Below are 26,477 nucleotides of genomic sequence, written 5' to 3'. Positions count from 1 at the left end.
CTCTAAGTAAATAGTTGGGGTGGGATTTTAAAATCCTGCCCCATTGTTGTCTTTGAGATTGTTATATCTATTTAGGATGAGCTTTCTGTTTCGATTATAATTGCTCAACAAGAAAAGAGTAATTTTCATAAAACGTTTTTCACACGTACAGACATACCGCCTTTTGTGAAGAGCAAGATAACAATATTTAGCAGAAAAAGGTAAGTCCTTAATCTTTTGATAACGATAATTAAATCTTTACAAGAGTATTTGCGTGTTGAATTTTTTTAATAATTGCATTTTCAATATTTAACAGTTTGTTGACATAATGACTATTTTATTATCAGAATTATATTTGTTGAAAAAATAAATATAAAACAATAGTATTTTGTAAAAATAAAGAAAAAAATAAAAATAACTAAAAAAATAGTGATATAAATTGATTTTGTAGTATAATAAAAGAAAACAAAGGATAAGAAGGTGAGGGTATGAAAAAAGAAGGAAAAAATCCATTATATAAAAGTTTTGGGTATGCTTTTGAAGGAATTTTTACTGGAATCGAGAAAGAAAGAAATATGAAAATTCACTGTTTGGCAATGCTATGTGTAGTAGTGCTTGGATTTTTGGTAAAAATTTCAATGCTGGAATGGTGTTTGTGTTTAATTTTATTTGGCCTGATCCTTTCATTAGAACTTGTTAATACAGCGATTGAAGCAGTTGTAGATTTAGTTACAGAAGAAAGGAAACCACTTGCAAAACTTTCTAAAGATGTAGCAGCAGGAGCTGTTTTGATTGCATCTATTATGGCGGCGGGAGTAGGAATTATTATTTTTTTTCCTAAAATTTTAGCACTCGTGTAAAAACAATAAATCAAAAAGATGTAGAAAGGAGATATTGATATGGATGGATTTGGAGAAAATATTAAAAAATTATTATTAGCAGGTATTGGAGCAGTGGCAACAACAGCAGAAAAATCAAAAGAGTTGTTAGATGTTATGGTGGAAAAAGGGGAATTAACAATAGAACAGGGAAAAGTTTTAAATGAAGAATTAAAACACAATATTAAAAAGACTGTAAAAGAAAATGTAAATGTTTCGGTAAAACCTTCAACTCCAGAAGAATTAGATGAACTTTTAGAAAAAATGACACCAGAACAAATTGCAACATTGAAAGAAAGATTATATTCAATGGAAAATGAATCAGTAGAATAGGAAGATGTGAAAAATGGATCGGCAAGAATATAAGGAAAGATTAAAAGAAATGACAGAGGTACTTCGAAAACACAACATTAAAAGAGGAGTATCTCCAGAGAAATTACGTTTGATTTTAGAAGATCTAGGACCAACATTTATTAAGTTGGGTCAGATTATGTCTATGCATTCTGATATTTTGCCGAAAAGATATTGTGATGAGTTAATGAAATTGCGCTCCGAAGTATCACCGATGGCATTTGTGGAAGTGGAGAATGTATTGCAGGATGCGTATGGTTGTCATTGGAAAGAAATATTTTCTGAAATTGATGAAAAACCACTTGGATCTGCTTCGATTGCCCAGGTTCACAAAGCTGTTTTAAAGACAGGGGAAGAAGTTGTTGTGAAAATACAACGAAAAGGAATTTACAATACAATGTCAAGAGATATAGAACTTTTGCATCGTGCAGTAAAATTACTTCCACCGGTTAGTTTAAAAGATATGGTTGATTTGGATATGGTGTTAGACGAATTATGGGCTGTTACCAAAGAGGAGATGAATTTTTTAACTGAAGCATCTAATTTGGAAGAATTTGCGCGAAGGAATAAAGAAATAGCATTTATTGGAGTTCCCAAATTGTATCACGCATATACTAATCAATGTGTACTTGTTATGGAATATATCGATGGGTATGCTATAGATGATAAGGTGACACTTCTAGCAGAAGGATATGACCTAGAAGAAGTTGGAATGAAATTGATAGATCATTATATAAAACAGGTAATGGACGATGGGTTTTTTCATGCAGATCCCCATCCTGGAAATGTGAAAATTCGAGGGGGAAAGATTGTCTGGATTGATATGGGAATGATGGGCAGACTGACAGAGCGAGATAAAGAATTGTTAGGAAAGGCAGTGGAAGGAATTGCAATAGGTGATATCGGAATGATTCAAAATGCCGTCATGGCGCTTGGAGAATTTAAAGAAGCACCAGATCAAAGTTGTCTATATGAAGGAATAACCAATTTACTTATACAATATGGAAATGTAGAAATGGGAAATATTGATATTGCAAAAGTGACCATGAGTCTTATGGAAGTAATGAAAGAAAATAAAATTATTATGCCTCATGGATTGACAATGCTTGCGAGAGGACTTACTCATATGGAAGGAGTTCTTGCAGATATAGCGCCTAATTTGAATATGATAGAGATTGCGTCTAGACATATGGCGGGAAAAATTTTGAAAGAAAAAGACTGGAAACAGGAACTGAAAAATAGTAGTAAAACCATTTATCGTTCATTTCACAAAGCAATGAACATACCGTCTCTTATTTCAGACATTTTGGAAGGATATTTAAAAGGACAAACAAAGATTAATCTAGATTTACATGCGTCATTAGAGTTGGAAAGACTTCTTCGAAGACTTGTAAGAAATGTAGTAATGGGTCTATGGGTCATGGCTCTTTTGATTAGTTCTAGTATTATTTGTACAACAGATATGAAACCTAAAATTTTGGGAATACCTGCACTTGGTACATTGGGCTATCTATTTGCGTTTATTATTGTTGTGTATGTTTTTCTAAAACACATTTTTTCTAAAAAGTAACTAAAAAGAATAAAGTTGACAAAAATGTTGGGAAAGGAAATGTTACATTGCTTTTCCCAACTTTATTTTTGACTATAAATAAAATAAATTACTTTTGTTCACTATTTTGAATCGGAAACATCTGAGTCAGATGCTTGTTTAAATTCTGTAGTAGAAACGATAAGAAGTTTGGCATGATTTTCAGTCGGATTTTCCCAACGGTGTCCGATTTCATTTGGATAATAAAGAGTATCTCCTATATTTAATTCGTATGTACCCATTTGATCCATAAAAAATCTAATACTTCCTTCTAAAATAAAAACGAATTCTTCTCCGTCATGATAGTAATAATCACCTGAATTTGTATGCGGAGGCATGTCGATAATACCACCCCACATTTTACTTTCCCCTTTTGTAATAAGGGATTCAACAATAGATTCTGTATTGCTAGTGTTTCTTATAAAAGAAGTGCGTTCATCTTTTCGTACAAGTTTTATTCGATCACTATTATCTTGAATAAATAATGCAGAAATAGGAAAATTGAGAGTTTCGCATAATGAGTAGACGCTGATAAGATTTGGAGATGTTTTCCCAGTTTCGATTTGACTTATAGTTCCTGCTGCAACGCCTGATTTAAGGGACAATTCTCGTATAGACAAGCCATTTTCGATGCGTCTGCTTTTTAAAAGAGCTCCTATTCTTGTGAGATTTAGTTCAGACATACTGTTTTGCTCCTTTTCATATTTTGTTTTTTTTAATAATAGCATAAAATAAGAATCTTGTCATATAAAATAAAAAATAATTGACAAAGGATATTGTGTTCATTATAATGAACGTATATTAAATCAATACATACTGTAAAGGAGAAAAACGATGAAGAAACTTTTAGCAATGCTATTATGTGGAGTTCTAACAGCATCTATGTTAGTAGGGTGTGGAAGCAAATCGGACAAAGAGAAAGAAAAAATGAATGATGGGAAGTTAAAGGTTGCTCTTTGTGTAACAGGGGCAGTAAATGATATGGGGTGGTGTCAGTCGGCATATGAAGGATTAAAACTTGTAGAAAAGGATCTTGATTGTGAAGTTGCATACACAGAAAATATACAAGCGGCAGATATGGTTTCAGCATTTAAAGAGTATGCCGCAAATGATTATGATGTAGTTATTGGTCATGGATTCCAATTTGGTGATCCTGCTTTAGAGGTAAGCGAATTATATCCGGATACAAAATTTATTTGTATTGAAGCAAATGCATCTGCTGAAAATGTTGCATCTTATGTGATGAAATGTGAAGAAACAGGATATTTACAAGGAATGCTTGCTGCAGGAATGTCAAAAGCAGGAAAAGTTGGTTTTATCGGTCCAGTACAAGGTGCATCACTTGTGAAAATCATGAATGGATATGAAGACGGAGCAAAAGAAGTAAATCCAAGCATTGATTATCAAACAGCATGGACAGGTTCATTTACAGATACAGCCCTTGCAAAAGAAGCGGCACAAGCAATGATTGATAATGGTGTTGATGTGATTGGACATTGTGCAAATGAAGCAGGAACCGGTGCTTTAAATGCTGCACAGGATGCAGGACTTTATGCAACAGGGGATTCTTATGATCAAAGTTCATTAGCAGAAAAAGCAGTTCTTTCTTCAGCAGTTTATCATGTTCCTGAATTAATTAAAACGGCAGTATCTGATATTAAAGAAGGAAAGTTCAAAGGAGAGGTAAAAGAACTTGGAATGGCAGAAGGAATTGTAGAATTTGTTTATAATGAAAAATTAATGGAAAAAATTCCACAAAATGTAAAAGAAATGTTAGATAAAAAACAAAACGCAATTAAAGATGGAAGCTTTAAAGTGCCATGTGATACGAAAGAACGAAAAGGCAAGTAAAAGTCACAAAACAATTTGGGTAGGGCGATAGAATGCAAATTTTATTGAACCTACCTATTTTAAAGGAGTTTGTAAAATGAATGTTTTAGAAATGAAGCATATAGGGAAAAAATTTTCAGGTGTGTATGCAAACAAAGATATTAATTTATCAGTCAGACAAGGTGAAATCCATGCGTTACTTGGAGAAAATGGAGCAGGAAAAACTACATTGATGAATATTTTGTTTGGAATTTATTCTGCTGATGAAGGTGAAATTTTATGGAAAGGTGAAAAGGTTCATTTTCATTCACCTAAAGATGCCATTGCGGAAGGGATTGGAATGGTACATCAACATTTTTCCTTAGTAAACAAAATGACAGTATTAGACAATGTAATTCTAGGATTAGAACGAAAAAAAATATTTTTAAATCGGAAAGAAGCAAAAAAGAATTTAGAAAATTTAGCAGAGAAATATGGACTGTTAGTAGAACCTGATAAGAAAATTTCTGAACTTTCAGTTGGACAGCAACAAAGAGTAGAAATTTTAAAAGCTCTTTACAGAGATGTTAAACTCTTGATTTTAGATGAACCTACAGGTGTGTTGACTCCTAAAGAAACAGAACAATTTTTTTCTGTTTTAAAGAAGTTAAAACAAGAAGGATATGCAATTATTATAATTACCCATCGTATGAGCGAAATTATGAATATTAGTGATCGGGTTACAATTTTAAGGGATGGGGAAAAAGTAGGAACATTTGTAACAAAAGATACGAATCCAACAGAATTATCCAAGTGTATGGTAGGAAGAGAATTAAGTTATGATTTTGAAGTAAAAGAAATTCAAGAAAAAGAAGTGGCTTTGCAGATGAAGGAAGTGACGATTAAAAAGCATCACAAAAAACCTCTTCTTGATAATATAAATTTAGATGTTTATAAAGGAGAAATTCTTGGAATCGCTGGGGTAGATGGAAATGGTCAAAAAGAATTGGCTGAGGTAATTACTGGGATTTTGAAAATGACATCAGGGAAGATATATTTTGAAGGAAATGATGTTCGTACGCTAAATGTAAAGGAAAGATTTGAAAAAGGAATTTCTTATATTTCCGATGATCGACATAAAGATGGACTAGTATTAGAGATGAATGTGGCTGAAAATTTGATTTTAAGAGAGTATGATAAAAAACCTTATTTGAAAAGAGGAATATTTCAGAAGAAAACCATTCAAGAAAATGCTACGTGTACAATTAAAGAGTATCAAATTAAAACATCAGGCAATTCTTCTGGAGAAACAGCAGTTAAACTTATGTCAGGTGGAAATCAACAAAAGGTGATTTTAGCAAGAGAGATAACACAAAAAGCTAAGTTTATTATTGCAAGCCAACCAACAAGAGGATTAGATATAGGGGCAACACAGTTTGTTCGTGAGGTGTTAATGCAACAAAGAAATGAAGGAAAAAGTATTCTACTTATTTCAGCCGATTTGGAAGAGATTATGCAACTTTCTGATCGAGTGGCAGTTATGTTTGGTGGAAAGATAGTCGGGATTTTAAGAAAAGATGAAATACAATTAGATCAACTCGGATTGTTAATGGGTGGTATAACACAGGAGGAAACAAGGTAATGGAAAATAAGAAAAAAGTATTGGATATTCTTTGGATTGCAATTTTGACTATTATTGCAGGAACTATTTTGATTTTACTTTGTGGCGCAAATCCATTAGAAGCATATGCATTGTTTTTTAATGGAATTTTCGGAAATGTAAATGGATTTTCAGAAATTTTAGTAAAGGCAACGCCATTGATTTTGACTGGGATTGGTTGTGCTGTGGCATTTAAAACAGGATTTTTTAATATTGGTGCAGAAGGCCAATTTTACATGGGAGCAATTGCAGCTGCAATGGTATCTTTAAAGTTAACAGAAATTCCCGGAACAGCTCGAATTTTATTATCAATTCTTGCAGGATTTTTTTGTGGTGGAATTTGGGCTTTGATAGCGGCGTATATGAAATCTAAATTTGGAATTTCAGAAATTATTGTAACGATTATGTTAAATTATATTGCAATTAATTTCCTTGGAATTGCAGTACGTACTTTTTTAATGGATCCAGCAGGGGCAGTTCCACAATCGGCACGTATCGATAGAGATGCTTCATTGTCTTTTATTATGCCTCCAACAACTCTGCATACAGGTATATTTATTGCCATTGCAGCAGTTATCATTGTATGGATTCTTATGGAAAAAACAAAATATGGATATGAAATGAAAGTGGTAGGCTTTACAAAAAGAGCTGCAAAATGTAATGGTATTTCTGTAATGAAAAATATTGTGTTTTCTGCTTTTTTGAGTGGAGGATTTGCAGGTATAGCAGGAGTGATTGAAGTTATAGGAGTACAGAAAAAACTTCTTGAAGGAATTTCGTCTGAATGTGGATATACAGCAGTGTTAATTGCGTTGATTGCAGGAAATCGTCCTTGGGGAGTTTTTGGAGTAGCAATAGCCTTTGCAGCCATGCAAGTTGGAGCAAATTCGATGCAAAGACAATTGGGAATTCCATCTGCAATTGTAAGTATTTTAATTGGCTTGGTCGTTCTTCTTATATTAGGAAGAAAAATATTCCATGGGTCGCTGTTCAAAAGAAAAGACAGGGAGGTATAGGTAGTATGTTAGAGCAAATTTTTACAGTTACTTTTTTCACAGCTTTTCTTGCAGCAACAGTGAGAATGGCTGTTCCACTAATTTATGCTGCTTTGGGAGAAGTTTTTCTTGAAAAAGCTGGAATTTTAAATATTGGCTTAGAAGGTGTTATGCTTAGTGGAGCATTTTGTTCTTTTGCAGGAACTTTCTATAGTAATAGCATTTTAATAGGACTAATTTGCGGAATGTTAGGAGGCTGTGCTGTTAGTTTTATTCATGGATTTTTGTGTGTTCGGTTATCTCAAGATCAATCAGTTAGCGGAATCGCTTTGAATATTTTTATGCTTGGAGTTACTAGTTTTGCATATAAATTAATGTCAGCTGGAGAATCATATCAGCAGGTATCTACATTAAAACCTATACGGATTCCTGTTTTAAGTCATATTCCTATTATAGGTGAAGCGTTTTTTTGCCAAGATATCATGACATATATGGTAATTGTTCTTGTGATTGTTGCTGGAATTTATTATAAAAAAACAGCTTCAGGATTAGCTTTCACAGCGATTGGTGAAAATCCACAAGCAGCGGATGCAGCAGGTATTCCAGTAAATAAATACCAATGGGTTGCGATTGCTGTTAATGGAATCTTAGGAGGAATTGGTGGTGCTGTTTTAGTATTGGTACAACTTGGGAAATTCTCTGAAAATATGATTTCGGGGCGAGGTTATATTGCTTTAGCAGCAGTTATTTTAGGAAGATATACACCAATGGGGACATTAGGAGCAGCAGTTATTTTTGGTGGTGCAAATGCACTTCAAATTCGACTGCAAGCACTTGGACTGCCAATTCCAACACAAGCATTGGCAATGCTCCCATATATTATTACATTATTAACACTATTACTTTCCATAGGAAAAAGTAATCAGCCAGAAAAACTTGCAAAACCGTATATTCGTGGTTCTAGATAGTAAGCTGAAAGGAGAAAACATGAGTAAAATATTAATTAAAAATGCAAAAGCGATTGTAACTTGCAATAAAAAAGATGAAGTTTTTTATGATACAGATTTATTAATTGAAGGTTCTAAAATTATAAAGATTGGAAAAAATTTAGAAGTGGAAAGTGCAAAAATAATTGATGGAACTGGTAAATTTGTATATCCAGGTATGGTAAATACGCATCATCATTTCTTTCAGACTTTTGTAAGAAATTTAACAACGATTGATTATCCAAATTTAACTGTTATGGATTGGATTGATAAAATTTATCGCATTTTTCAAAAAATTGATGATGATGTTATTTATTATTCTTCTATGACTGCTATGGCGGATTTATTAAAACATGGATGTACAACTGCTTTTGATCATCAATATTGCTACACAACAGCTACAGGAAAAAGACCAGTGGATAGACAGATGGAAGCGGCAGCTCAACTTGGAATTCGTTATCATGCGGGACGCGGTGGAAATACATTGCCAAGAGAAAAAGGAAGCTCTATTCCAGCAGCAATGGTAGAGTCAACAGACGAATTTATTAAAGATTGCGAACGTCTAATTGATAAGTATCATGATGCAAGTCCATATTCCATGAGTCAGATTGTAGTATCTCCATGTCAGCCAATTAATTGTTATAAAGATACTTTTGTAGAATCTGTTAAACTTGCAAGAGATAAAGGTGTACGTCTTCATACTCATTTAGGTGAAGGAGAAAGTGAAGGAATACGTCAACGTTACGGAATGAGAACTTTAGAGTGGTGTGAACAAATTGGATTTATTGGGGAAGATGTTTTTTATGCACATGCTTGGGAATTAACACCTGAAGAATATCAATTAATTGCACAAACAGGAACGGGAATTTCTCATTGTCCAGCACCAGCAGTGTTAGGAGGATTTCCAATTCTTGATATTAAAAAGTTACAAGATATGGGGATTTTAGTAAGTCTTGGCTGTGATGGTTCGGCTACAAATGATAGTTCTAATGAACTAGATGCACTTCGCATGGCTTATTTAATGCAAACATATCATACCAAAGAAAGAGGTGGGTGTGTTTCAGCTTACGATATGTTGAAAATAGCTACTGTAAATGGTGCCAAAACATTGGGGCGCAATGATTTAGGAACATTAGAAATAGATAAAGGTGCAGACCTTTTTATGATTGATACAAGAGGATTGGAATTTGCAGGTGCAATACATGATCCTAAAAATATGCTAGCAAGGGTAGGTGTAACAGGGCCAGTTTGGATGACAATTGTGAATGGAAAGATTGTATATGCAGATGGACATTTAACTGGAGTAGATGAGGAAAAACTTGCACAAGAAGGTGAAAGAATTTGTACAAAAGTACTTAGAAATGAGTTCCCAGATTATTGGATATAAGAAAACTCTTGACAAAAGATAAAAAAGAAATTAGAATAAGCACATCAAAAGCGAAACCGATGAGAAAGAGAAGTAAGTTTCAAAAGGAATCACAGAGAGCAACAGGTGGTGAGAGTGTTGTATGACTTTTTTTACTGAATGGACTTTCGAGGGCGGCCCGAAATGAAAAGAGTAGGCGTCGTCGGGAACCGAACCCGTTATCAATCAGGAGCGTATGTTTGTACGTGAGAAAGTGGACAATTTGTCAAATTGAGTGGCACCGCGATAATGAATTTAGTGTTATTACCGTCTCAAACTATAAGTATAGTTTGAGGCGTTTTTTATTGTATCAAATGGACATTTTGACAAAATAAATACACGAAAAGAATCGGCTTTTTTGTTTTTGAAAAGAAAGAAAAAAGGAGAACAAGAAGATGAAAAAAAGAGTAATAACAATTTTATTATGCATGGTAATGGGGATGTGTTTTGGAGGTTGTAGTAAGGAAAAACCGGGGAATGGTGCTGAAAATAAGAAAGTATATCAGATTGGAATTTCTCAGTTTGCAGAACATGGTTCACTAGATAATTGTCGGAAAGGATTTATAAAAGGTCTAGAAGAAGAAGGAGTTATAGAAGGAAAAAATTTAAAAATAAAAGTAAAAAATGCAATAGCAGATCAAGGAACGGCGAAACAAATTAGTGATACATTTGTTGCAGAAGATGTAGATATGATTTGTGCTATTGCAACACCAAGTGCACAATCGGCGTATAATTCAGCAATGCAGACAGATATTCCAGTGATTTATACTGCTGTTACAAATCCAATTGCTGCAAAATTGACAAATAAAGAAGGAATGCCTGTGGGGAAAGTAACAGGAACAAGTGATAAATTGCCAATTAAAGAGCAATTAAAAATGATTAGAAAAGTATTGCCACGTGCAAAAAAGATAGGAATTATGTATACAACGAGTGAAGTGAATTCCATATCAGCAATTAAAGAATATGAAAAACTAGCAGACAAATATAATTTTACTATTGTAAAAAAAGGAGTTACACAAACAGCAGATATACCTCTTGCGGTGGAGGAACTTTTGACAGAAGTAGATTGTATAACAAATTTGACAGATAATACAGTGGTAAATTCATTGTCTACCATTCTTGAAAAAGCGAATAAAAAAAACATACCAGTATTTGGAAGTGAGATCGAACAGGTAAAATTGGGATGTCTTGCAGCAGAAGGATTAGACTATGTGGAACTTGGAAAACAAACGGGGCGGATGGCTGCGAAAATTCTAAAAGGAGAAAAAAAGGTATCAGAGATGAAGTGTGAAACAATTTCAGAACCTGCGTTATATATTAATACAAAAGTTGCAAAGAACATGAAGATAATTTTGGAAAAGGAATTCATAGAAAATGCAAAAGAAAAGTTCGCTACTATTTCTAAATAGAAACAATAAGAAAAATAAGGAGTAAGATAGTATGAGTATGTTTAGTACGATTTTAGAACAGGGATTAATTTATGGAATTATGTCGCTTGGCGTCTATATCACATATAAAATATTAGATTTTCCAGACCTTACAGTAGACGGAAGTTTTCCTCTTGGAGCAGCTGTGACGGCGCTAATGGTTACAAAGGGAATAAATCCAATATTCACTATTTTTGTATCATTTTTAGCAGGTGCAGTAGCAGGAATTTGTACAGGAATTATACATGTAAAATTGCAAGTAAGAGATTTACTTTCAGGGATTATTATGATGACAGCTCTTTGGACTATAAATTTAAGAATTGCAGGAACAGCTAATGTTCCAATTTTTACAGAAAAAAGTATTTTTGATAATGCTTATATGAATGAAATATTTCAAGGGAAATTTGCTTCTTATAAAATAGTAAGTATTGTATTTGTTATTGCAATGCTCGTTAAATTTTTCTTAGATGGATATCTTAGTACAAAATCTGGACTTCTTTTAAGAGCTGTAGGTGATAATGCGAATTTAGTAACAGCCCTAGCAAAAAATCAAGGAAATATAAAGATTTTAGGATTAGGGATTTCAAATGGATTGGTTGCATTGGCAGGAAGTATTTTTTGTCAGGAGCAAAGAGTTTTTGAAATTTCAAGTGGGACAGGAGCAGTTATTGTAGGTTTAGCAAGTGTCATTATTGGTACAAGTTTATTTGAAAAGTTAACATTTTTTAAGGCAACAACAGCAGTTCTAGTTGGTTCTGTTATTTATAAAGGATGTGTAGCTATAGCAATTAAATTCTTTGAACCACAAGATATGAAAATTATTACGTCGGTATTATTTTTACTTGTTTTAGTTATAGGAATGCAGAAAAAGAAAAGGGTGAGAAAAAATGCTTGAATTAAGGAAAATTCAAAAATATTATCATATGGGAACAATAAATGAAATGTGTTTGTTTAAAGATTTAAATTTAAAGATAAAAAAAGGTGAATTTTTATCCATTATTGGTAGCAATGGTTCAGGAAAAACATCAATGTTGAATATTTTATGTGGAAATATTTTGGCAGATTCAGGTGAAATTTTGTTGCATGAAAAAAATATTTCAAAATTGAAAGACTATAAAAGAAATCGAACAATAGGGAGAGTTTATCAAGATTTAGATAAAGGAACTTGTCCACGAATGACGATTTATGAGAATATGTCTTTGGCAGAAAATAAAGGGAAAATGTATGGTTTAGGAAGAGCACTGGATAAAAGGAAAAAACAATATTTTCAGGAAAATCTTAGTAAACTAAAATTAGGTTTAGAAAATAAAATGGATGTAAAAGTAGGAAATTTATCAGGTGGGCAAAGACAAGGATTGGCATTACTTATGGCTACATTAACTCCGATAGAAATTCTTATTTTAGATGAACATACAGCAGCTTTAGATCCGAAAGTAGCAGAGAATATTATGGAATTGACGAATCGAATTGTGAAAGAAAAAGAATTGACGACTATTATGGTTACCCACAATTTAAAGCATGCAGTAGACTATGGGAATCGTCTTTTGATGATGCACAAAGGAGAGATTATTATGGATTTATCTGGTGAGGAAAAAGCAAAAGTTGAAGCAAAAGAACTTTTTGAAAAATTTACTGAAGTTAGTATTGAATAAAAAGGAAAAAGACAGAATTCTAAAAAATATAGGATTCTGTCTTTTTTATTATGATAAAGCGTTTCTTTTCACTTGTTCTAGAGCTTTCTTTACAGCTGGAATAGAAAGAATAATTATTGTGATTAATCCTTCTGCTAAGATAAAGCTATAGTTATAAACGAAAGGATAAGCAGGAGCTAAACTTTTTGGAAAATTATCAGGCATATAGTCCATCCAATATAAATAGCCTCCAAGGACATGGAATGCGCCACGGCCGATAATGGCAAGTAGATATCCTTTGATTAAGCCGTTCTTTTTTTGAGCAAAAAATCCTGAAAGGCCAAGTGCAGCAAAAGCAAGAAGATAATCACAACATACTTGGAAAAATGAAAGGACATATGGTCCTTGTAAAAACTGCATAATACCGTAAACAAATCCAAGAAGGATACCTGTTTTTGGTCCATACCAATAACCAATTAATGCAATAAATAACATACTGCAAGCAGTTACAGCTCCACCGAAAGGAAGCTCAAATACTTTAATATAAGATGTTGCAAAGCCAAGGGCAAGAGCCATAGCGCAGTAAACTAATTGTTTTGTAGTAAATTTCTTTTTAGTGGAAGCTTTTCCAGCAAAAATGAGTGCGACTATTAGACCTAAAATAGCGATAATGATAGTGATGGCATAACCAGCAGTGGTTAATCCTCCATCCTGATTGACGAGTAACTGAAACATAAAAATTCCTCCTTTGAATGGAGAACAAGAATAGGTAAAGAAGTCCTAAAAGATTCCTACGTTGGCATTATCCAAATCAGGTATAAGGGTCGAAGTATAATCTTCCTCTCAGCCTCAGGGCTCCCCTTCTTGTTCTTCTTAAATATTTTCTGTTCAAATATAGCATGCAATTAAAAATGTGTCAATATTGCACAAGATGATTAAAAAAATGAATTTTGATGCAAGTTTTTTGTACAACAGGTGTCTTGTCACTTGTAAAGTCTAGTGCTATAATGGGAGAAGTTTAGCAAGGGAGAAGAAAAATGGATATTATTGAAAAAATTAAAATTTTAAAAAAGAAGAAAAATGCAGTGATTTTAGCACACTACTATGTATCAGATGAAGTACAAGAAATAGCAGATTACATAGGAGACTCTTTTTATTTGAGTAAAACAGCCATAGGACTTAAAGAACAGACGATTGTATTTTGTGGAGTTTCATTCATGGGAGAAAGTGCAAAGATTTTAAATCCTGAAAAAACAGTATTGATGCCGGATTTATCTGCAGATTGTGCTATGGCACATATGGCAGATGTTCAGACAATAAAAAAAATGCGTAAGATGTATGACGATTTGGCTGTTGTGTGTTATATTAATTCAACAGGGGAGCTAAAACAACATGCAGATGTATGCGTAACATCAGCAAATGCAGTGCATATTGTAAAAGCTTTGCCTAATAAATATATTTTCTTTATTCCAGATAGAAATTTAGCTCGCTATGTAGCAGAAATGGTGCCGGAAAAGAAATTTGTTTTTAATGAGGGATATTGTCCAATTCATGAAAATATGCAAGTAGAAGAAGTGAGAAAAGAAAAAGAATTACACCCAGCAGCGAAAATTTTAACGCATCCAGAATGTTCAAAAGCAATTTGTGATTTATCAGATTATATAGGAAGTACATCGGGGATTATCCGATATGTAAGTCAAAGTGATTGTGATGAATTTATTGTTTGCACAGAAAATGGTGTACGATATGAATTAGAAAAGGAAAATCCACAAAAGAAATTTTATTTTACAAAGACAGAACCAGTTTGCCATGATATGAAACTGATTACTTTAGAAAAAATTGCCCATGTTCTTGAAACAGGGGAAAATGAAGTACAAGTAACAGATACGCTTAGAGAAGAATCAAAAAAAGCATTAGAAAAAATGTTAGAATTGGCGAAATAGTGGGAGGAAAGAAAAATGGAATTGAATGCGGATACGGTTATTGTTGGTACAGGTGTTGCAGGATTATTTTCTGCTTTAAATTTATCAAAAGAGAAAAAAATTATTATGATTACAAAATCAGATATGGAAAGTAATGATTCTTTTTTGGCACAGGGTGGTATATGTGTAATGAGAAATGAGAATGATTATGATAGTTTTTTTGAAGATACAATGAAGGCAGGGCATTATGAAAATAGAAAAGAGTCTGTGGATGTTATGATTCGTAATTCTCGAGATGTAATTGAGGATTTGGTTGGATATGGTGTAGAATTTGAAAAACAAGATGGAGACTTTGCTTATACAAGAGAAGGTGCTCATTCCAAACCTCGCATCTTATATCATGAAGATATCACAGGGAAAGAGATTACAAGTAAATTACTTGAACAAGTGAAAAAACTCCAGAATGTAACAATATATGAATATGCAACTATGACAGATATTATTGAGGAAGATGGAAAATGCATAGGTATACAAGTCGAATATGAAGAAGAAAATTTGAGGATTTTTGCGAAAAATACAATTTTGGCTACTGGTGGAATAGGTGGAACATATAAGCATTCAACAAACTTTCCACATCTGACTGGGGATGCAATTAAGATTTCACAGAAGCATGGAATACGTTTAGAACATTTGGATTACGTACAAATACATCCAACGACACTCTATTCTAAAAAACCAGGTAGAAGATTTTTGATTTCTGAATCGGTTCGTGGAGAGGGAGCAGTTTTATACAATAAGAATAAAGAAAGATTTGTAGATGAACTTCTTCCTAGAGATGTGGTGGCAAAAGCGATTCAAGAGCAAATGCAACAAGATCAAACAGAGTATGTTTGGCTTTCAATGGAACATATTCAAAAGGAAACGATTTTAAAGCATTTTCCAAATATTTATAAGAAATGTTTAGAGGAAGGGTATGATGTAACGAAAGAATGTATTCCGGTTGTGCCAGCGCAACATTATTTCATGGGTGGTATTTGGGTTGACAGTGATAGTCAGACAACTATGCCCAACTTATATGCAGTTGGAGAAACAAGCTGTAATGGAGTACATGGGAAAAATCGTTTGGCAAGTAATTCTTTATTGGAAAGTGTTGTGTTTGCAAAAAGAGCTGCAAAAAAGATTGAAAAAGAGTCAGTGTAGAGGAGAAAAAAGATGAATACAATTACAATGAATTTACAGGTAGATAAATTAATTCGAGAGGCACTTTGTGAGGATATTTCAAGTGAAGATGTGACAACAAATTCTGTTATGAAAAAGTCGGTAATAGGAGAAGTTGAGTTATTGTGTAAGGAAGATGGTATTGTTGCTGGGCTAGAAGTATTTGAACGAGTATTTCATTTATTAGATGAGAATGTAAAAGTAAAATTTTACTGTAAAGATGGAGAAAAAGTAAAAAATGGACAATTGATGGCAAAAGTGATCGGAGACATACGAGTACTTCTTTCTGGAGAACGAGTTGCATTAAATTATTTACAGAGAATGAGTGGTATTGCAACTTACACAAATTCTGTAGCGACTCTTTTAGAAGGAACAAAGACAAAACTTTTGGATACGAGAAAGACAACACCTAATATGCGAATTTTTGAAAAATATGCTGTTCGTGTAGGTGGAGGATATAATCATCGCTATAATTTGTCTGATGGAGTTCTTTTAAAAGATAATCATATAGGAGCAGCGGGGAGTGTGACAAAAGCTATTCAAATGGCAAAAGAGTATGCTCCATTTGTAAGGAAAATTGAAGTGGAAGTAGAAAATTTAGATATGGTAAAAGAAGCTGTTGAAGCGGGTGCAGATATTATTATGCTAGATAATATGTCGCCAGAACAGATGAAAGAGGCAATCAAAATTATTGATGGAAGGGCAGAGACAGAATGTTCAGGAAATGTGACGAAGGAGAATATTAGTCGTGTAACTTCGGTGGGAGTGGATTATATTTCTAGTGGAGCATTGACACATTCAGCACCGATTTTAGACATTTCCTTAAAAAATCTTCATGCAATTTCCTAATAAGGAGGTAAGAATGACTGGTTCAGAGAGAAGAGAAGAAATTATCAATCAAATACAAAATAGTACAACGGCAGTATCAGGTACAAAACTTGCATCGATGTATGATGTGAGCCGTCAAGTAATTGTACAAGATATTGCACTGATTAGAGCAATGGGATATGATATTATTTCTACAAATAGAGGCTATATTTTAAATATACCAAAATCAATTACAAGAGTCTTTAAGGTGCATCATACAGATGAACAGTTGGAAGAAGAATTATATACAGTGGTTGACAATGGTGGTTGCATAGAAACTGTGATGATAAATCACAAAGTATATGGGCGATTGGAAGCAAATTTACAAATCAATTCTAGACGAAAAATAAAAGAATTTATGGACGATATACATGCTGGGAAATCAAGTCCATTGAAGAATATTACCTCTGGTTATCACTATCATAAGGTAAGTGCAGATAGTGTGGAAACTTTAGATATGATTGAAGAAGAATTGTGTAAAAAAGGTTTTTTGATTGAAGAAAAATAAAAGGCGGGATTTCCGCCTTTTATTCTATCGTAATAAGTTTTGGCTGTTCAGTTACCTGTGGAAGATCTTTTGGTACTTGTAATCGAAGAATGCCATCTTTAAAAGCAGCCTTAATATCTTCCTGTGTTACTTGTTCTCCTACATAGAAGCTTCGATTGCAACTTCCAGTGTAGCGTTCTTTACGAATACAGTTTCCTTTAGCATCTTTTTCTTCGTTTGTCTGATTTTTTTCAGCAGTAATTGTTAAATAACCATTTTTCAAATCAGCTTTGATATTTTCTTTTGTAAATCCAGGTAGTTCCATTTCTATTAAATAATTTCCATCGGTTTCATGAATATCGGTCTTCATAATCTGTGAAGAGGCATTCTCAAAAGGACGAGTAAAGAATGGATCATTAAACATTTCGTCGAATAAATTATAATTTCTGTTTGCTAATAACATAGGTCATACCTCCTTAAAATTTCAATGTTTTATTTGTTCTATATATTATATAACACTTAAAATAAATAATGTCAACACTATTTTCAAAAAAAATAAAAAATGTGAGTTGACAAAAATAAATGAGAATATATAATAAAATACGGAAAAAGTTTTAAAAAAAACTATTTTAAAAAGAACTATAAAGGGTGTAGGATTATGCGAAAGATATCAGATATACTTATAATGATTCGAGGGTTAGATAAATTAAATAATAAATGCTTAGAACCAGTAAGAAAAAAGTATGCACTTTCTCAAATAGAAGTGATTATTATGGGATTTTTACATAATAATCCAGGAAAGGATACAGTGGGAGATATTTCTTCTTGGAGAATGCTTCCAAAAGGTAATGTCTCTCAAGGAGTAGAGTCTCTTATTCAAAAAGGATTTCTTCAGCGCTTTCCAGATAAGGCAGATAGGAGAAAAATACATCTTTGCATTACTGAAAAAGCAAATGAGATGATTGTTGGAATTGACAAAGCAAGAAATTTATATGATAAGCAAATTTTTAATGGACTTTCGGAAGAGGAAAAGAAAATGTACTTTCGGATAAATGAAAAAATATTAGAAAATGTTTTTGAAAGCCTAGAAAGGTAGGAAGAAAATGACAGATAATAAAGAGTTTTTAGGGAAAGAGCCAATTGGAAAATTACTGATGAAATTAGCTCTTCCAACAGTAACGGCACAGATTATCAATATGCTTTATAATATTGTAGATAGAATTTATATTGGGCATATTCAAGAGGTAGGAGCGTTGGCTTTAACAGGTGTTGGAGTGTGTATGCCACTCATTATGATTGTAACTGCATTTGCAGCTTTAGTGAGTAACGGTGGTGCGCCAAGAGCCACTATTTTCATGGGAAAAGGAGATCAAGAATCAGCAGAAAAAACATTAGGGAATTGTTTTTCGCTGCAAATTGTAATTTCCATAGTATTGACACTGATACTTTTGGTCTTCAACAGACAATTTTTAATGGCATTTGGTGCTAGTGAAAATACGATTGAATATGGTGTTAACTATATGAATATATATGCTATCGGTACAATTTTTGTACAGTTAACTTTAGGAATGAATGCTTTTATCACTGCACAGGGATTTGCTAAAGTGGGAATGTTATCTGTGTTGATTGGAGCGATTTCTAATATTATATTAGATCCGATTTTTATTTTTGGATTTGGTTTAGGTGTTAGAGGAGCAGCGTTTGCAACAGTTCTTTCACAGGCATTATCGTGTATTTGGGTACTACGATTTTTATTTGGAAAGAAAACAATTTTAAAAATTAAAAAATGTTATATGAAGTTGGAAAAACAAATTATTGTACCAAGTTTAGCGTTAGGTCTTGCTGTATTTATTATGCAATCCAGCGAGAGTGTGATTTCTGTTTGCTTTAATTCTTCTTTATTAAAATATGGAGGCGATGTTGCTGTAGGTGCGATGACGATTTTAACAAGTGTAATGCAATTTGCAATGTTACCACTTCAAGGACTTGGACAGGGAGCACAACCGATTATTAGTTATAATTATGGAGCAAAAAATGTAGAACGTGTAAAATCGGCATACAAATTGCTATTAAAAATTAGTTTGGCCTATGCCGGAGTATTGTGGGCATTGATCATGGTTTTCCCACAAATTTTTGCAAACTTATTTACATCAGATTTGAGATTACTTAACTTTACAAGTACAGCACTTCGTGTATATTTAGCTGCATTATTTATTTTTGGTATTCAAATGGCATGTCAAATGACGTTTAATTCATTGGGAAATGCCAAGGCTTCTATTGCAGTAGCTGTAATGAGAAAATTTGTTTTATTGATTCCACTAATTTACATTATGCCTCATTTGTATACGTCGGATAAAACGATAGCTGTTTATATGGCTGAGCCAATCGCAGATATTTTAGCGGTAACATTTACAGCGATTTTATTTGCTTTCCAATTTAAAAAAGTTTTAAAAGAAATTTCATAAAAGTGTCAAAAGAAAATTTCATTCATATATTACTAACGGAGGTGAGTAGTATGAATGGAATTTTTTTGGCTTTTTTGGGAGGATTAATTACCTTTTCAGTTACGACTTTAGGTGCAGCAGGCATTTTTTGTGTGAAAAAACAGATAAGTGATAAGTGGCAGAATGGATTCTTGGGATTTGCAGGTGGTGTTATGATTGCGGCATCTGTATGGTCATTATTATTGCCAGGAATTGATTTTGCAGAAGAAAATGGACAGATTGGTTGGTTAGTTATTACTGTAGGGTTTGTTCTTGGAGTAATAATACTTTTATTAGCAGATTTTTTTCTGCATAAGTGGTATAAAAAGCAGAGGGAAAAGCCGGTTACATTAAGACAGAGTACATCTATGCTTGTTTTAGCTATAACTGTTCATAATATTCCTGAAGGAATGTCTGTAGGGCTTGCTTTTGCTTTGGCAGCACAAAATAAAGAAAATATAGCACTGATGTCAGGTGCAATTGCGTTGACAATCGGTATTGCTATTCAAAATTTTCCAGAGGGAACAGCTGTTTCACTTCCGCTTATGAAAGAGGGGATGTCAAAGAAAAAGGCATTCTTAATAGGAAGTATGACAGGGATTGTAGAACCAATCTTTTCTGTTTTGGCAGCAACTTTTGCAAGTATGGCAAAATCCTCGATTGCACTATGTTTATCTTTTGCAGCAGGTGCAATGATTTATGTGGTTGTAGAAGAGTTGGTTCCAGAGGCGCATATGGATACAAATGGTAAGGAAGGGAAAGAAGGTACGATTGGATTTATTGTGGGATTTTTAGTAATGATGATATTAGATGTGGCATTGGGATAAAAAAGATTTTATAATGTGATTAAAGATAAAGATGGATAGGAGGAAGTGCGATGTTAGCATATGTTTATGAGGATAAAGGGAAATTTAGTATAAAAGAAAGGGAAAAACCTAGCATAGTGAATGCGACAGATGCGATTGTTCGTGTTACATTATCCAGTATTTGTTCTAGTGATATCCATATAAAACATGGAGCGGTTCCAAAGGCAGTAAAGGGTGTTACTGTAGGACATGAAATGGTTGGTGTAGTAGAAGAAGTTGGAACAGAAGTAAAGAAGGTGAAAGTTGGAGATCGAGTAACAGTTAATGTGGAAACTTTCTGTGGAGAATGTTACTTTTGTAAGAAAGGATTTGTGAATAATTGTACAGATAAGCATGGTGGATGGGCATTAGGTTGTCGAATAGATGGAGGGCAAGCGGAATATGTTCGTGTACCTTTTGCTGAGCAGGGCTTAAATAAAATTCCTGATACAGTTACAGATGAAGAGGCGTTGTTTGTAGGAGATGTATTAGCAACTGGCTATTGGGCAACAAGGATTTCGGAAATCGAAGATGAAGATACGGTTGTTATTATTGGTGGTGGACCAACAGGAATTTGTACATTGCTTTGTGTAATGCGGAAATATCCGAAAAAAATTATTTTATGTGAAACAGATGAAGAGAGGGTGGAATTTATTAAGAACCAATATCCAAATGTATTGGTTGTTAATCCAAAAGAAATAGATGTAGAAACCTTTGTAAAGGAAAATAGTGCTCATGGAGGTGCTGACAAAGTTTTAGAAGTTGCGGGAAGTTCAGAAACATTTGAATTAGCATGGAAAATTGCACGGCCAAATGGGATTGTTACGATTGTTGCTCTTTATGAAGAAGCACAAAGACTTCCGTTACCACAAATGTATGGGAAAAACTTGATTTTTAAAACAGGTGGAGTAGATGGTTGTGATTGTGATGAGATTTTGAAATTGATTGCGGAGAAAAAAATAGATACAACACCATTAATTACTCATACATTTCCGTTGAAAGAGATTGAAAAAGCATATGATATTTTTGAAAATAGAAAAGAACATGTGATGAAAGTAGCGATAAGACCGTAGAGGATTTTAGTAAATGATCGTTGTTTAAATTTGAAAAATGCTATTCCACTCACTTAAAAAGCCGAGAGGGAATAGCATTTTAAAATATATCCTATTTACAAAAATAAAGAAGTTAATGTTTCAAAAAAAGTAGGATAAGAAATATCAATACAATGGCTATCTTTGATTTCGGTTTCTCCATCAGCAACAAGTCCTGCGATGGAGAAAGCCATTGCAATTCTATGGTCTAGAAAACTGTCTATTTTTGCACCAGATAAATATCCTTTTCCAGTAATAATCATTCCGTCTTCTGTAGGAATAACATCTCCGTTCATTTCTTTTAGATTTTCACATACGGTTTCAATTCTATTTGTTTCTTTTACTTTTAGTTCTTCAGCATTTCTAATAATAGTAGTTCCATCAGCAAAAGCAGCAAGAATAGCGATAATTGGTATTTCATCAATTAAAGTCGGGATAATAGAACCTTCGATTACTGTTCCGTGTAAGTGGCTTGTTTTTACAAGTAAATCAGCTACAGGTTCACCGCTTACAGTTTTTTTGTTTAAGAAGGTAATATCTCCACCCATGTTTTGACATACAGTTAAAATACCTGCTCGAGTTGGATTGATGCCAACATTTTCGATAAGTATTTCCGAGTTAGGAACAAGAAGTCCTGCTGCAATAAAGTACGCAGCAGAGGAAATGTCTCCAGGTACAATAATGCGTTGTCCTTCTAATTGCGGTTCGGGTTCAATAGAAACTGTAGGAAAACGGGTATCTGCTTGTAAAAAACTATTCAGTTTAGCACCAAATCCTTGTAGCATTAATTCTGTATGGTTGCGAGATAATATAGGTTCGGTTACGGAAGTTACCTCATCAGCATATAATCCGGCAAGTAAAATGGCAGATTTAACTTGTGCAGAAGCTACTTTTGAATGATAGTGAATACCGTGCAAAGCAGATGGAGATATGCGAAGTGGTGCACAGTCATTGTTGTAAATACTTTTTATTTTTCCGCCCATAAGGGAAAGTGGCGTTATAATTCTTCCCATTGGTCTTGTGTTTAAAGAACAATCTCCAGAAAGAGTAGTTTCAAAGTTTTGTCCGAGGAGAATACCTGAAATAAGTCTTGTTGTTGTTCCACTATTTTTCGTATCTAAAATAGAAGTAGGAGAAGAAAGGCCGTGTAAGCCTTTTCCGTGTACAAGAATTTTTTCAGGAGAATTTTCAATTTCAATCCCCATATTTCTAAAACAATCAATAGTAGCAAGGCAATCTGCACCTTGTAGAAAATTTGTGATTTCTGTTGTACCATTAGCAATTGAACCAAACATAACGGCACGGTGCGAAATAGATTTATCACCTGGAATACGTATTGTTCCACGAAGTCCGACGTGTTTTTTAATAATCATATAAAAATCCTTTCTAATTAAAAATCAATTATCGTTTGTATACGGTATATCTATGTTTCTCTAAAAGTTTCACTGCATTTAAAGAAGAAACTTCATCGTAAAATTCCATTCGAAGGACACCTTCTTCAAACTCGCGATTATGTATAATTCCGATATTTTTTAAGTTAATATGATTTGATGCTAAAATTGTAGCGACAGTGGCAATTCCACCTGTTTCATCTAAAATATCGCAGTAGATCGCAAAAATTTTCTTAATCGGACCGGCTGATAAATCAGGAACGGAGTCTCGATAATTTTTTGCACGGAAAAATAGGTCGTACAATTTATCTTCTTCCTTTTTCTCTACAGAAGACCGGATTTGTTGTAAAGAATTTATATATTTTCCAAGAATAGCGGAAATATTTTCTTTGTTCTGAATACAGATATGTTGCCACATCGTAGGAGAAGAGGAGGCTATGCGAGTGATATCTTTAAAACCACCTGCTGCCAGTTGTTTCATAAACTCTTCTTTTGTATCCGCGTTTTTTACAAAATCTACCAAAGTAGATGCAATAATATGTGGTAGATGGCTGATTGCACCAGTGATATAATCATGCTCTTCATAATCCATTTCTACCGGAAGTGCTTTCAAGGATTGGATAAATCTAGTATATTGCAATAATTTTTCTTTGGAAACAGAATGAGAAGGGGTGACAATATAGTAAGCATTTTCAATTAAAATTGCTTTTGCATTGGAATAACCAGTTTTTTCTGAACCAGCCATTGGGTGTCCCCCAATAAAATATTTTTCTAAGTTTAATGCTGTGATTTCTTCATGGATAGAAGTTTTCACACTTCCCACATCTGTTAAGATACAATCTTCGTGTAAGTATACTTGTATTTGCTTTAAATAAGCAGTATTAAAAGCCACAGGTGTACATAAAAATATATAAGAACAGTTTTTGAAATTATCGTCTATAGTGTTACAAACAACATCAATTACCGATTCGTTCATAGCAAGTGCAAGTGTTTCTCTGTTTTTATCAAAAGCGACTAGTTTCGTTTCGGGATAATAAAGGCGAATGGCTTTTGCAATAGATCCGCCAATCAGTCCTAAACCGATAAATCCAATTTTGGTTGGTGTATACATAGGGAAATCCTCTCTTATCTAAAATCTGTTCTTTCTATTTTAATAGATATATAAATAGATGTCAACGCTATAACAGTTTAAAGTGAAAAAGTATAGATCAATTCTATTTGTTTCTGCTTTATTTTAAAATAAGTTTCGATAAGCAGTGCATAATATTATATATTATGGAATACAGATAAAAATATTGTGTAAAATATATAAAAGAGTTGTAAAAAGAATAAAAATTTAGTACAATATATACATTAGAACTAGAAAAATAAGGAGGCACCAACAATGAAAGTTTACAGAACAGACGAGATTAGAAATGTAGTCCTTTTAGGACATGGCGGAAGCGGAAAAACAAGCTTAGTGGAAGCAATGGCTTATGTATCAGGAACAATTAATCGAATGGGAAAAATCAGTGATCATAATACAATAAGCGATTTTGATAAAGAAGAGCAGAAACGCGAATTCTCAATCAGCACAACATTGACCCCGATTGAATGGGAAAAAGCAAAAATCAATATTCTTGACACACCGGGATATTTTGACTTTGTAGGCGAAGTAGAAGAAGCGGTAAGTGCAGCGGATGCGGCTGTTATTGTTGTTTCAGGGAAAGCAGGTGTAGAAGTAGGAACGGAGAAAGCATGGGAATTATGTGATAAGTATAATTTACCTCGAATGGTATATGTGACGGAGATGGATGTTGACGATGCGAGTTTTCGTGAAGTAGTAAAACAGTTAACAGATAGATATGGAAAAGTAATTGCACCTCATTTCCAACCAATTCGTGAGAATGAAAAATTAGTAGGATATGTAAATGTTATTAAGAATGCCGGAAGAAGATATACTGGTATAGGGCAAAGAGAAGAATGTGAGATTCCTGAATATTGTCTTCCAAACTTGCAAATTTTAAGAGATGCATTAATGGAAGCGGTGGCAGAGACAAGTGAAGATTTTATGGAACGCTACTTTGCTGGAGAAGAATTTTCTATAGAAGAGATACGTTCTGCTATGCGTACAGAGGTAATGGACGGAAGTATTGTACCTGTAGCAATGGGATCTAATATTGAGGCACAAGGAGTTGCGAACCTTTTATCTGATATTGTTCGATTCTTCCCAAGTCCTGATAAGCGTGAGTGTGCAGGTATTAATCGGAAAACAAATGAAATCTTTGAAGCAAATTATAATTTTGCTAAGGCAAAAACAGCTTATGTATTTAAGACGATGGTAGATCCGTTTATTGGAAAGTACTCTTTTGTAAAAGTGTGTTCAGGAGTATTAAAAGGGGACGATGTATTATATAATACAGAATCAGATACGGAAGAAAAGCCAGGAAAATTATATGTAATGCATGGAAATAAGCCAATTGAAGTATCAGAATTACATGCAGGAGATATTGGTGCAATTGCAAAATTAACAGGAACCAAGACAGGAGATAGTCTATCGACTAAAAATACACCGGTTTTATATGGTAAAACAGAATATTCTACACCATATACATATATGAAATATGTTGTAAAAGCAAAAGGGGATGAGGATAAAGTTTCTCAAGGACTTGCAAAAATGATGGCAGAAGATATGACAATGAAAGTGGTAAATGATAGTGAAAATCATCAAACATTGTTATATGGAATGGGTGATCAACATTTGGAAGTGCTTGTAAGCAAACTTTCTACACGCTATAAAGTAGATGTAGCATTAGAACGACCAAAAGTTGCTTTTAGAGAAACTATTCGTAAAACTTCTGATGTAGATACGAAATATAAAAAGCAATCAGGAGGCCACGGACAGTACGGACACGTCAAAATGAAATTTGAACCTTCAGGGGATTTGGAAACACCATATATTTTTGAAGAAACAGTAGTAGGAGGAGCAGTTCCAAAGAATTATTTTCCAGCAGTTGAAAAGGGACTTCAAGAATCTGTGCTTAGAGGACCTTTGGCACATTATCCAGTTGTGGGAATTAAAGCAACGTTATATGATGGTTCATATCATCCAGTAGATTCATCTGAGATGGCATTTAAGACAGCGACAATGCAGGCGTTTAAGAAAGGTATTATGGAAGCATCACCAGTATTATTAGAACCAATTGCAAATATTAAAGTAATTGTTCCTGACGAATATACGGGAGATGTTATGGGAGATTTAAATAAAAGAAGAGGACGTGTACTTGGAATGAATCCACTTCCAAAGGGAAAACAAGAAATAGAAGCAGATATTCCAATGACATGTGTGTTTGGATATTGTACAGCACTTCGGTCTATGACAGGAGGAAGAGGTACATATTCATATGAATTTGTTCGTTATGAACAGGCTCCTTCAGATGTACAAGAAAAAGAAATTGCAAATCGTTCAGAAGAATAAGAGAAAA

General features: G+C 33.6%; 26 protein-coding genes, 1 riboswitch and 1 other annotated feature. Of the genes, 20 read left to right on the top strand and 6 right to left on the bottom strand.

Features of this window, described 5'->3' with window-relative positions; genetic code table 11:
- Positions 1–27 precede the first annotated feature (27 nt).
- Entirely contained in the window at positions 28–213 is a 186-nt protein-coding gene (locus tag ACY2U7_RS05530) for a hypothetical protein (protein WP_461816021.1), read from the bottom strand.
- A gap of 254 nt (positions 214–467) precedes the next feature.
- Here ACY2U7_RS05530 and ACY2U7_RS05525 point away from each other — a divergent pair, with 254 nt between their 5' ends.
- Genes ACY2U7_RS05525 through ACY2U7_RS05515 form a run of 3 tightly spaced genes read left to right on the top strand, consistent with a single transcriptional unit; the run spans position 468 to position 2,778 of the window.
- On the top strand, positions 468–839 hold the full coding sequence (locus ACY2U7_RS05525) for a diacylglycerol kinase family protein (RefSeq protein ID WP_461812125.1): 372 nt from the start codon (positions 468–470) through the stop codon (positions 837–839).
- 39 nt (positions 840–878) lie between these two features.
- Positions 879–1,190 carry a phasin family protein gene (locus ACY2U7_RS05520; RefSeq protein WP_461812126.1) on the top strand — a complete coding sequence of 104 codons (312 nt, stop codon included), beginning with the start codon at positions 879–881 and terminating at the stop codon, positions 1,188–1,190.
- 13 nt (positions 1,191–1,203) lie between these two features.
- Positions 1,204–2,778 carry an ABC1 kinase family protein gene (locus ACY2U7_RS05515; RefSeq protein ID WP_461812127.1) on the top strand — a complete coding sequence of 525 codons (1,575 nt, stop codon included), beginning with the start codon at positions 1,204–1,206 and terminating at the stop codon, positions 2,776–2,778.
- Positions 2,779–2,879: 101 nt separating this feature from the next.
- Here the strand turns inward: ACY2U7_RS05515 and ACY2U7_RS05510 are convergent, their stop codons facing one another.
- Entirely contained in the window at positions 2,880–3,479 is a 600-nt protein-coding gene (locus ACY2U7_RS05510; RefSeq protein WP_461812128.1) for a helix-turn-helix domain-containing protein, read from the bottom strand.
- Positions 3,480–3,630: 151 nt separating this feature from the next.
- On the opposite strand from ACY2U7_RS05510, the gene ACY2U7_RS05505 reads away from it, so the two are divergent.
- From ACY2U7_RS05505 to ACY2U7_RS05470, 8 genes are all read left to right on the top strand, one after another.
- Positions 3,631–4,647: a BMP family protein gene (locus ACY2U7_RS05505; RefSeq protein ID WP_461812129.1), complete on the top strand. Its 1,017-nt coding sequence runs from the start codon at positions 3,631–3,633 to the stop codon at positions 4,645–4,647.
- 76 nt (positions 4,648–4,723) lie between these two features.
- Positions 4,724–6,247, top strand: a complete 1,524-nt coding sequence (locus ACY2U7_RS05500) for an ABC transporter ATP-binding protein (protein ID WP_461816019.1) — start codon at positions 4,724–4,726, stop codon at positions 6,245–6,247.
- Positions 6,247–7,281 (top strand): ABC transporter permease, encoded by a 1,035-nt coding sequence (locus ACY2U7_RS05495; protein ID WP_461812131.1) that lies wholly within the window; start codon positions 6,247–6,249, stop codon positions 7,279–7,281. Before ACY2U7_RS05500 ends, ACY2U7_RS05495 begins: the two co-directional genes overlap by 1 nt.
- A gap of 5 nt (positions 7,282–7,286) precedes the next feature.
- Positions 7,287–8,228 carry an ABC transporter permease gene (locus tag ACY2U7_RS05490; protein ID WP_461812132.1) on the top strand — a complete coding sequence of 314 codons (942 nt, stop codon included), beginning with the start codon at positions 7,287–7,289 and terminating at the stop codon, positions 8,226–8,228.
- Positions 8,229–8,247: 19 nt separating this feature from the next.
- Positions 8,248–9,633, top strand: coding sequence for an amidohydrolase (locus ACY2U7_RS05485; protein ID WP_461816018.1), 1,386 nt, complete (start codon positions 8,248–8,250; stop codon positions 9,631–9,633).
- Between the two features lie 50 nt (positions 9,634–9,683).
- Positions 9,684–9,929, top strand: a binding site (T-box leader).
- 117 nt (positions 9,930–10,046) lie between these two features.
- On the top strand, positions 10,047–11,060 hold the full coding sequence (locus tag ACY2U7_RS05480) for an ABC transporter substrate-binding protein (protein WP_461816017.1): 1,014 nt from the start codon (positions 10,047–10,049) through the stop codon (positions 11,058–11,060).
- 31 nt (positions 11,061–11,091) lie between these two features.
- Positions 11,092–11,973, top strand: a complete 882-nt coding sequence (locus tag ACY2U7_RS05475) for an ABC transporter permease (protein WP_461812135.1) — start codon at positions 11,092–11,094, stop codon at positions 11,971–11,973.
- The gene (locus tag ACY2U7_RS05470; protein ID WP_461812136.1) at positions 11,966–12,730 is read left to right on the top strand and encodes an ABC transporter ATP-binding protein; all 765 of its coding nucleotides are present in this window, start codon (positions 11,966–11,968) and stop codon (positions 12,728–12,730) included. The genes ACY2U7_RS05475 and ACY2U7_RS05470 overlap by 8 nt, the downstream gene beginning before the upstream one ends.
- Before the next feature lie 48 nt (positions 12,731–12,778).
- On the opposite strand, the gene ACY2U7_RS05465 is transcribed toward ACY2U7_RS05470, so the two are convergent.
- On the bottom strand, positions 12,779–13,444 hold the full coding sequence (locus tag ACY2U7_RS05465; RefSeq protein WP_461816016.1) for an energy-coupled thiamine transporter ThiT: 666 nt from the start codon (positions 13,442–13,444) through the stop codon (positions 12,779–12,781).
- Positions 13,445–13,480: 36 nt separating this feature from the next.
- A riboswitch (TPP riboswitch) is annotated at positions 13,481–13,581 on the bottom strand.
- A 165-nt stretch (positions 13,582–13,746) separates the two neighbouring features.
- Between ACY2U7_RS05465 and nadA the strand changes: the two genes are divergently transcribed.
- The 4 genes from nadA to ACY2U7_RS05445 are packed head-to-tail and all read left to right on the top strand — an operon-like array spanning position 13,747 to position 17,224.
- Entirely contained in the window at positions 13,747–14,652 is a 906-nt protein-coding gene (gene nadA, locus ACY2U7_RS05460; RefSeq protein ID WP_461816015.1) for a quinolinate synthase NadA, read from the top strand.
- A 15-nt stretch (positions 14,653–14,667) separates the two neighbouring features.
- Complete coding sequence (locus ACY2U7_RS05455) at positions 14,668–15,831, top strand: L-aspartate oxidase (protein WP_461812139.1); 1,164 nt, start codon at positions 14,668–14,670, stop codon at positions 15,829–15,831.
- Between the two features lie 12 nt (positions 15,832–15,843).
- Positions 15,844–16,698: a carboxylating nicotinate-nucleotide diphosphorylase gene (gene nadC / locus ACY2U7_RS05450; protein WP_461812140.1), complete on the top strand. Its 855-nt coding sequence runs from the start codon at positions 15,844–15,846 to the stop codon at positions 16,696–16,698.
- Between the two features lie 13 nt (positions 16,699–16,711).
- On the top strand, positions 16,712–17,224 hold the full coding sequence (locus ACY2U7_RS05445) for a transcription repressor NadR (RefSeq protein ID WP_461816014.1): 513 nt from the start codon (positions 16,712–16,714) through the stop codon (positions 17,222–17,224).
- Between the two features lie 19 nt (positions 17,225–17,243).
- Here ACY2U7_RS05445 and ACY2U7_RS05440 read toward each other — a convergent pair whose 3' ends face one another.
- Positions 17,244–17,666: an Hsp20/alpha crystallin family protein gene (locus ACY2U7_RS05440; protein ID WP_461812142.1), complete on the bottom strand. Its 423-nt coding sequence runs from the start codon at positions 17,664–17,666 to the stop codon at positions 17,244–17,246.
- Positions 17,667–17,861: 195 nt separating this feature from the next.
- Here ACY2U7_RS05440 and ACY2U7_RS05435 point away from each other — a divergent pair, with 195 nt between their 5' ends.
- The 4 genes from ACY2U7_RS05435 to ACY2U7_RS05420 are packed head-to-tail and all read left to right on the top strand — an operon-like array spanning position 17,862 to position 21,604.
- Positions 17,862–18,299: a MarR family winged helix-turn-helix transcriptional regulator gene (locus ACY2U7_RS05435; protein WP_461812143.1), complete on the top strand. Its 438-nt coding sequence runs from the start codon at positions 17,862–17,864 to the stop codon at positions 18,297–18,299.
- Between the two features lie 7 nt (positions 18,300–18,306).
- Positions 18,307–19,668, top strand: a complete 1,362-nt coding sequence (locus tag ACY2U7_RS05430) for an MATE family efflux transporter (RefSeq protein ID WP_461812144.1) — start codon at positions 18,307–18,309, stop codon at positions 19,666–19,668.
- A gap of 50 nt (positions 19,669–19,718) precedes the next feature.
- Positions 19,719–20,513: a ZIP family metal transporter gene (locus ACY2U7_RS05425; protein ID WP_461812145.1), complete on the top strand. Its 795-nt coding sequence runs from the start codon at positions 19,719–19,721 to the stop codon at positions 20,511–20,513.
- A 50-nt stretch (positions 20,514–20,563) separates the two neighbouring features.
- Entirely contained in the window at positions 20,564–21,604 is a 1,041-nt protein-coding gene (locus ACY2U7_RS05420; RefSeq protein ID WP_461816013.1) for an alcohol dehydrogenase, read from the top strand.
- A gap of 95 nt (positions 21,605–21,699) precedes the next feature.
- On the opposite strand, the gene aroA is transcribed toward ACY2U7_RS05420, so the two are convergent.
- Together aroA and ACY2U7_RS05410 are read right to left on the bottom strand one after the other, a co-directional pair.
- Positions 21,700–22,995 carry a 3-phosphoshikimate 1-carboxyvinyltransferase gene (aroA, locus tag ACY2U7_RS05415; RefSeq protein WP_461816012.1) on the bottom strand — a complete coding sequence of 432 codons (1,296 nt, stop codon included), beginning with the start codon at positions 22,993–22,995 and terminating at the stop codon, positions 21,700–21,702.
- Positions 22,996–23,023: 28 nt separating this feature from the next.
- Positions 23,024–24,124, bottom strand: a complete 1,101-nt coding sequence (locus ACY2U7_RS05410; RefSeq protein WP_461812148.1) for a prephenate dehydrogenase/arogenate dehydrogenase family protein — start codon at positions 24,122–24,124, stop codon at positions 23,024–23,026.
- A 273-nt stretch (positions 24,125–24,397) separates the two neighbouring features.
- Between ACY2U7_RS05410 and ACY2U7_RS05405 the strand changes: the two genes are divergently transcribed.
- The gene (locus tag ACY2U7_RS05405; RefSeq protein ID WP_461812149.1) at positions 24,398–26,470 is read left to right on the top strand and encodes an elongation factor G; all 2,073 of its coding nucleotides are present in this window, start codon (positions 24,398–24,400) and stop codon (positions 26,468–26,470) included.
- The last annotated feature ends 7 nt before the right edge of the window (positions 26,471–26,477 follow it).

Source organism: Faecalimonas sp., assembly GCA_029264305.1.
Lineage (GTDB): Bacteria > Bacillota > Clostridia > Lachnospirales > Lachnospiraceae > Faecalimonas.
Note: the sequence above shows the minus strand (reverse complement) of the source record. Positions and strands in the feature narration are given on the sequence as shown.

What these genes read in the sequence shown, in the direction of transcription:
- ACY2U7_RS05425 (WP_461812145.1), top strand. Translation starts at nt 19,719, where the DNA reads ATGAATGGAATTTTTTTGGCTTTTTTGGGAGGATTAATTACCTTTTCA.
- ACY2U7_RS05515 (WP_461812127.1), top strand. Translation starts at nt 1,204, where the DNA reads ATGGATCGGCAAGAATATAAGGAAAGATTAAAAGAAATGACAGAGGTA.
- ACY2U7_RS05465 (WP_461816016.1), bottom strand. Translation starts at nt 13,444, where the DNA reads ATGTTTCAGTTACTCGTCAATCAGGATGGAGGATTAACCACTGCTGGT.
- ACY2U7_RS05485 (WP_461816018.1), top strand. Translation starts at nt 8,248, where the DNA reads ATGAGTAAAATATTAATTAAAAATGCAAAAGCGATTGTAACTTGCAAT.
- ACY2U7_RS05420 (WP_461816013.1), top strand. Translation starts at nt 20,564, where the DNA reads ATGTTAGCATATGTTTATGAGGATAAAGGGAAATTTAGTATAAAAGAA.
- ACY2U7_RS05430 (WP_461812144.1), top strand. Translation starts at nt 18,307, where the DNA reads ATGACAGATAATAAAGAGTTTTTAGGGAAAGAGCCAATTGGAAAATTA.
- ACY2U7_RS05525 (WP_461812125.1), top strand. Translation starts at nt 468, where the DNA reads ATGAAAAAAGAAGGAAAAAATCCATTATATAAAAGTTTTGGGTATGCT.
- ACY2U7_RS05490 (WP_461812132.1), top strand. Translation starts at nt 7,287, where the DNA reads ATGTTAGAGCAAATTTTTACAGTTACTTTTTTCACAGCTTTTCTTGCA.
- ACY2U7_RS05470 (WP_461812136.1), top strand. Translation starts at nt 11,966, where the DNA reads ATGCTTGAATTAAGGAAAATTCAAAAATATTATCATATGGGAACAATA.
- ACY2U7_RS05435 (WP_461812143.1), top strand. Translation starts at nt 17,862, where the DNA reads ATGCGAAAGATATCAGATATACTTATAATGATTCGAGGGTTAGATAAA.
- ACY2U7_RS05495 (WP_461812131.1), top strand. Translation starts at nt 6,247, where the DNA reads ATGGAAAATAAGAAAAAAGTATTGGATATTCTTTGGATTGCAATTTTG.
- ACY2U7_RS05510 (WP_461812128.1), bottom strand. Translation starts at nt 3,479, where the DNA reads ATGTCTGAACTAAATCTCACAAGAATAGGAGCTCTTTTAAAAAGCAGA.
- ACY2U7_RS05440 (WP_461812142.1), bottom strand. Translation starts at nt 17,666, where the DNA reads ATGTTATTAGCAAACAGAAATTATAATTTATTCGACGAAATGTTTAAT.
- ACY2U7_RS05405 (WP_461812149.1), top strand. Translation starts at nt 24,398, where the DNA reads ATGAAAGTTTACAGAACAGACGAGATTAGAAATGTAGTCCTTTTAGGA.
- ACY2U7_RS05475 (WP_461812135.1), top strand. Translation starts at nt 11,092, where the DNA reads ATGAGTATGTTTAGTACGATTTTAGAACAGGGATTAATTTATGGAATT.
- nadA (WP_461816015.1), top strand. Translation starts at nt 13,747, where the DNA reads ATGGATATTATTGAAAAAATTAAAATTTTAAAAAAGAAGAAAAATGCA.
- ACY2U7_RS05410 (WP_461812148.1), bottom strand. Translation starts at nt 24,124, where the DNA reads ATGTATACACCAACCAAAATTGGATTTATCGGTTTAGGACTGATTGGC.
- ACY2U7_RS05500 (WP_461816019.1), top strand. Translation starts at nt 4,724, where the DNA reads ATGAATGTTTTAGAAATGAAGCATATAGGGAAAAAATTTTCAGGTGTG.
- ACY2U7_RS05445 (WP_461816014.1), top strand. Translation starts at nt 16,712, where the DNA reads ATGACTGGTTCAGAGAGAAGAGAAGAAATTATCAATCAAATACAAAAT.
- ACY2U7_RS05480 (WP_461816017.1), top strand. Translation starts at nt 10,047, where the DNA reads ATGAAAAAAAGAGTAATAACAATTTTATTATGCATGGTAATGGGGATG.
- ACY2U7_RS05520 (WP_461812126.1), top strand. Translation starts at nt 879, where the DNA reads ATGGATGGATTTGGAGAAAATATTAAAAAATTATTATTAGCAGGTATT.
- ACY2U7_RS05505 (WP_461812129.1), top strand. Translation starts at nt 3,631, where the DNA reads ATGAAGAAACTTTTAGCAATGCTATTATGTGGAGTTCTAACAGCATCT.
- nadC (WP_461812140.1), top strand. Translation starts at nt 15,844, where the DNA reads ATGAATACAATTACAATGAATTTACAGGTAGATAAATTAATTCGAGAG.
- ACY2U7_RS05455 (WP_461812139.1), top strand. Translation starts at nt 14,668, where the DNA reads ATGGAATTGAATGCGGATACGGTTATTGTTGGTACAGGTGTTGCAGGA.
- aroA (WP_461816012.1), bottom strand. Translation starts at nt 22,995, where the DNA reads ATGATTATTAAAAAACACGTCGGACTTCGTGGAACAATACGTATTCCA.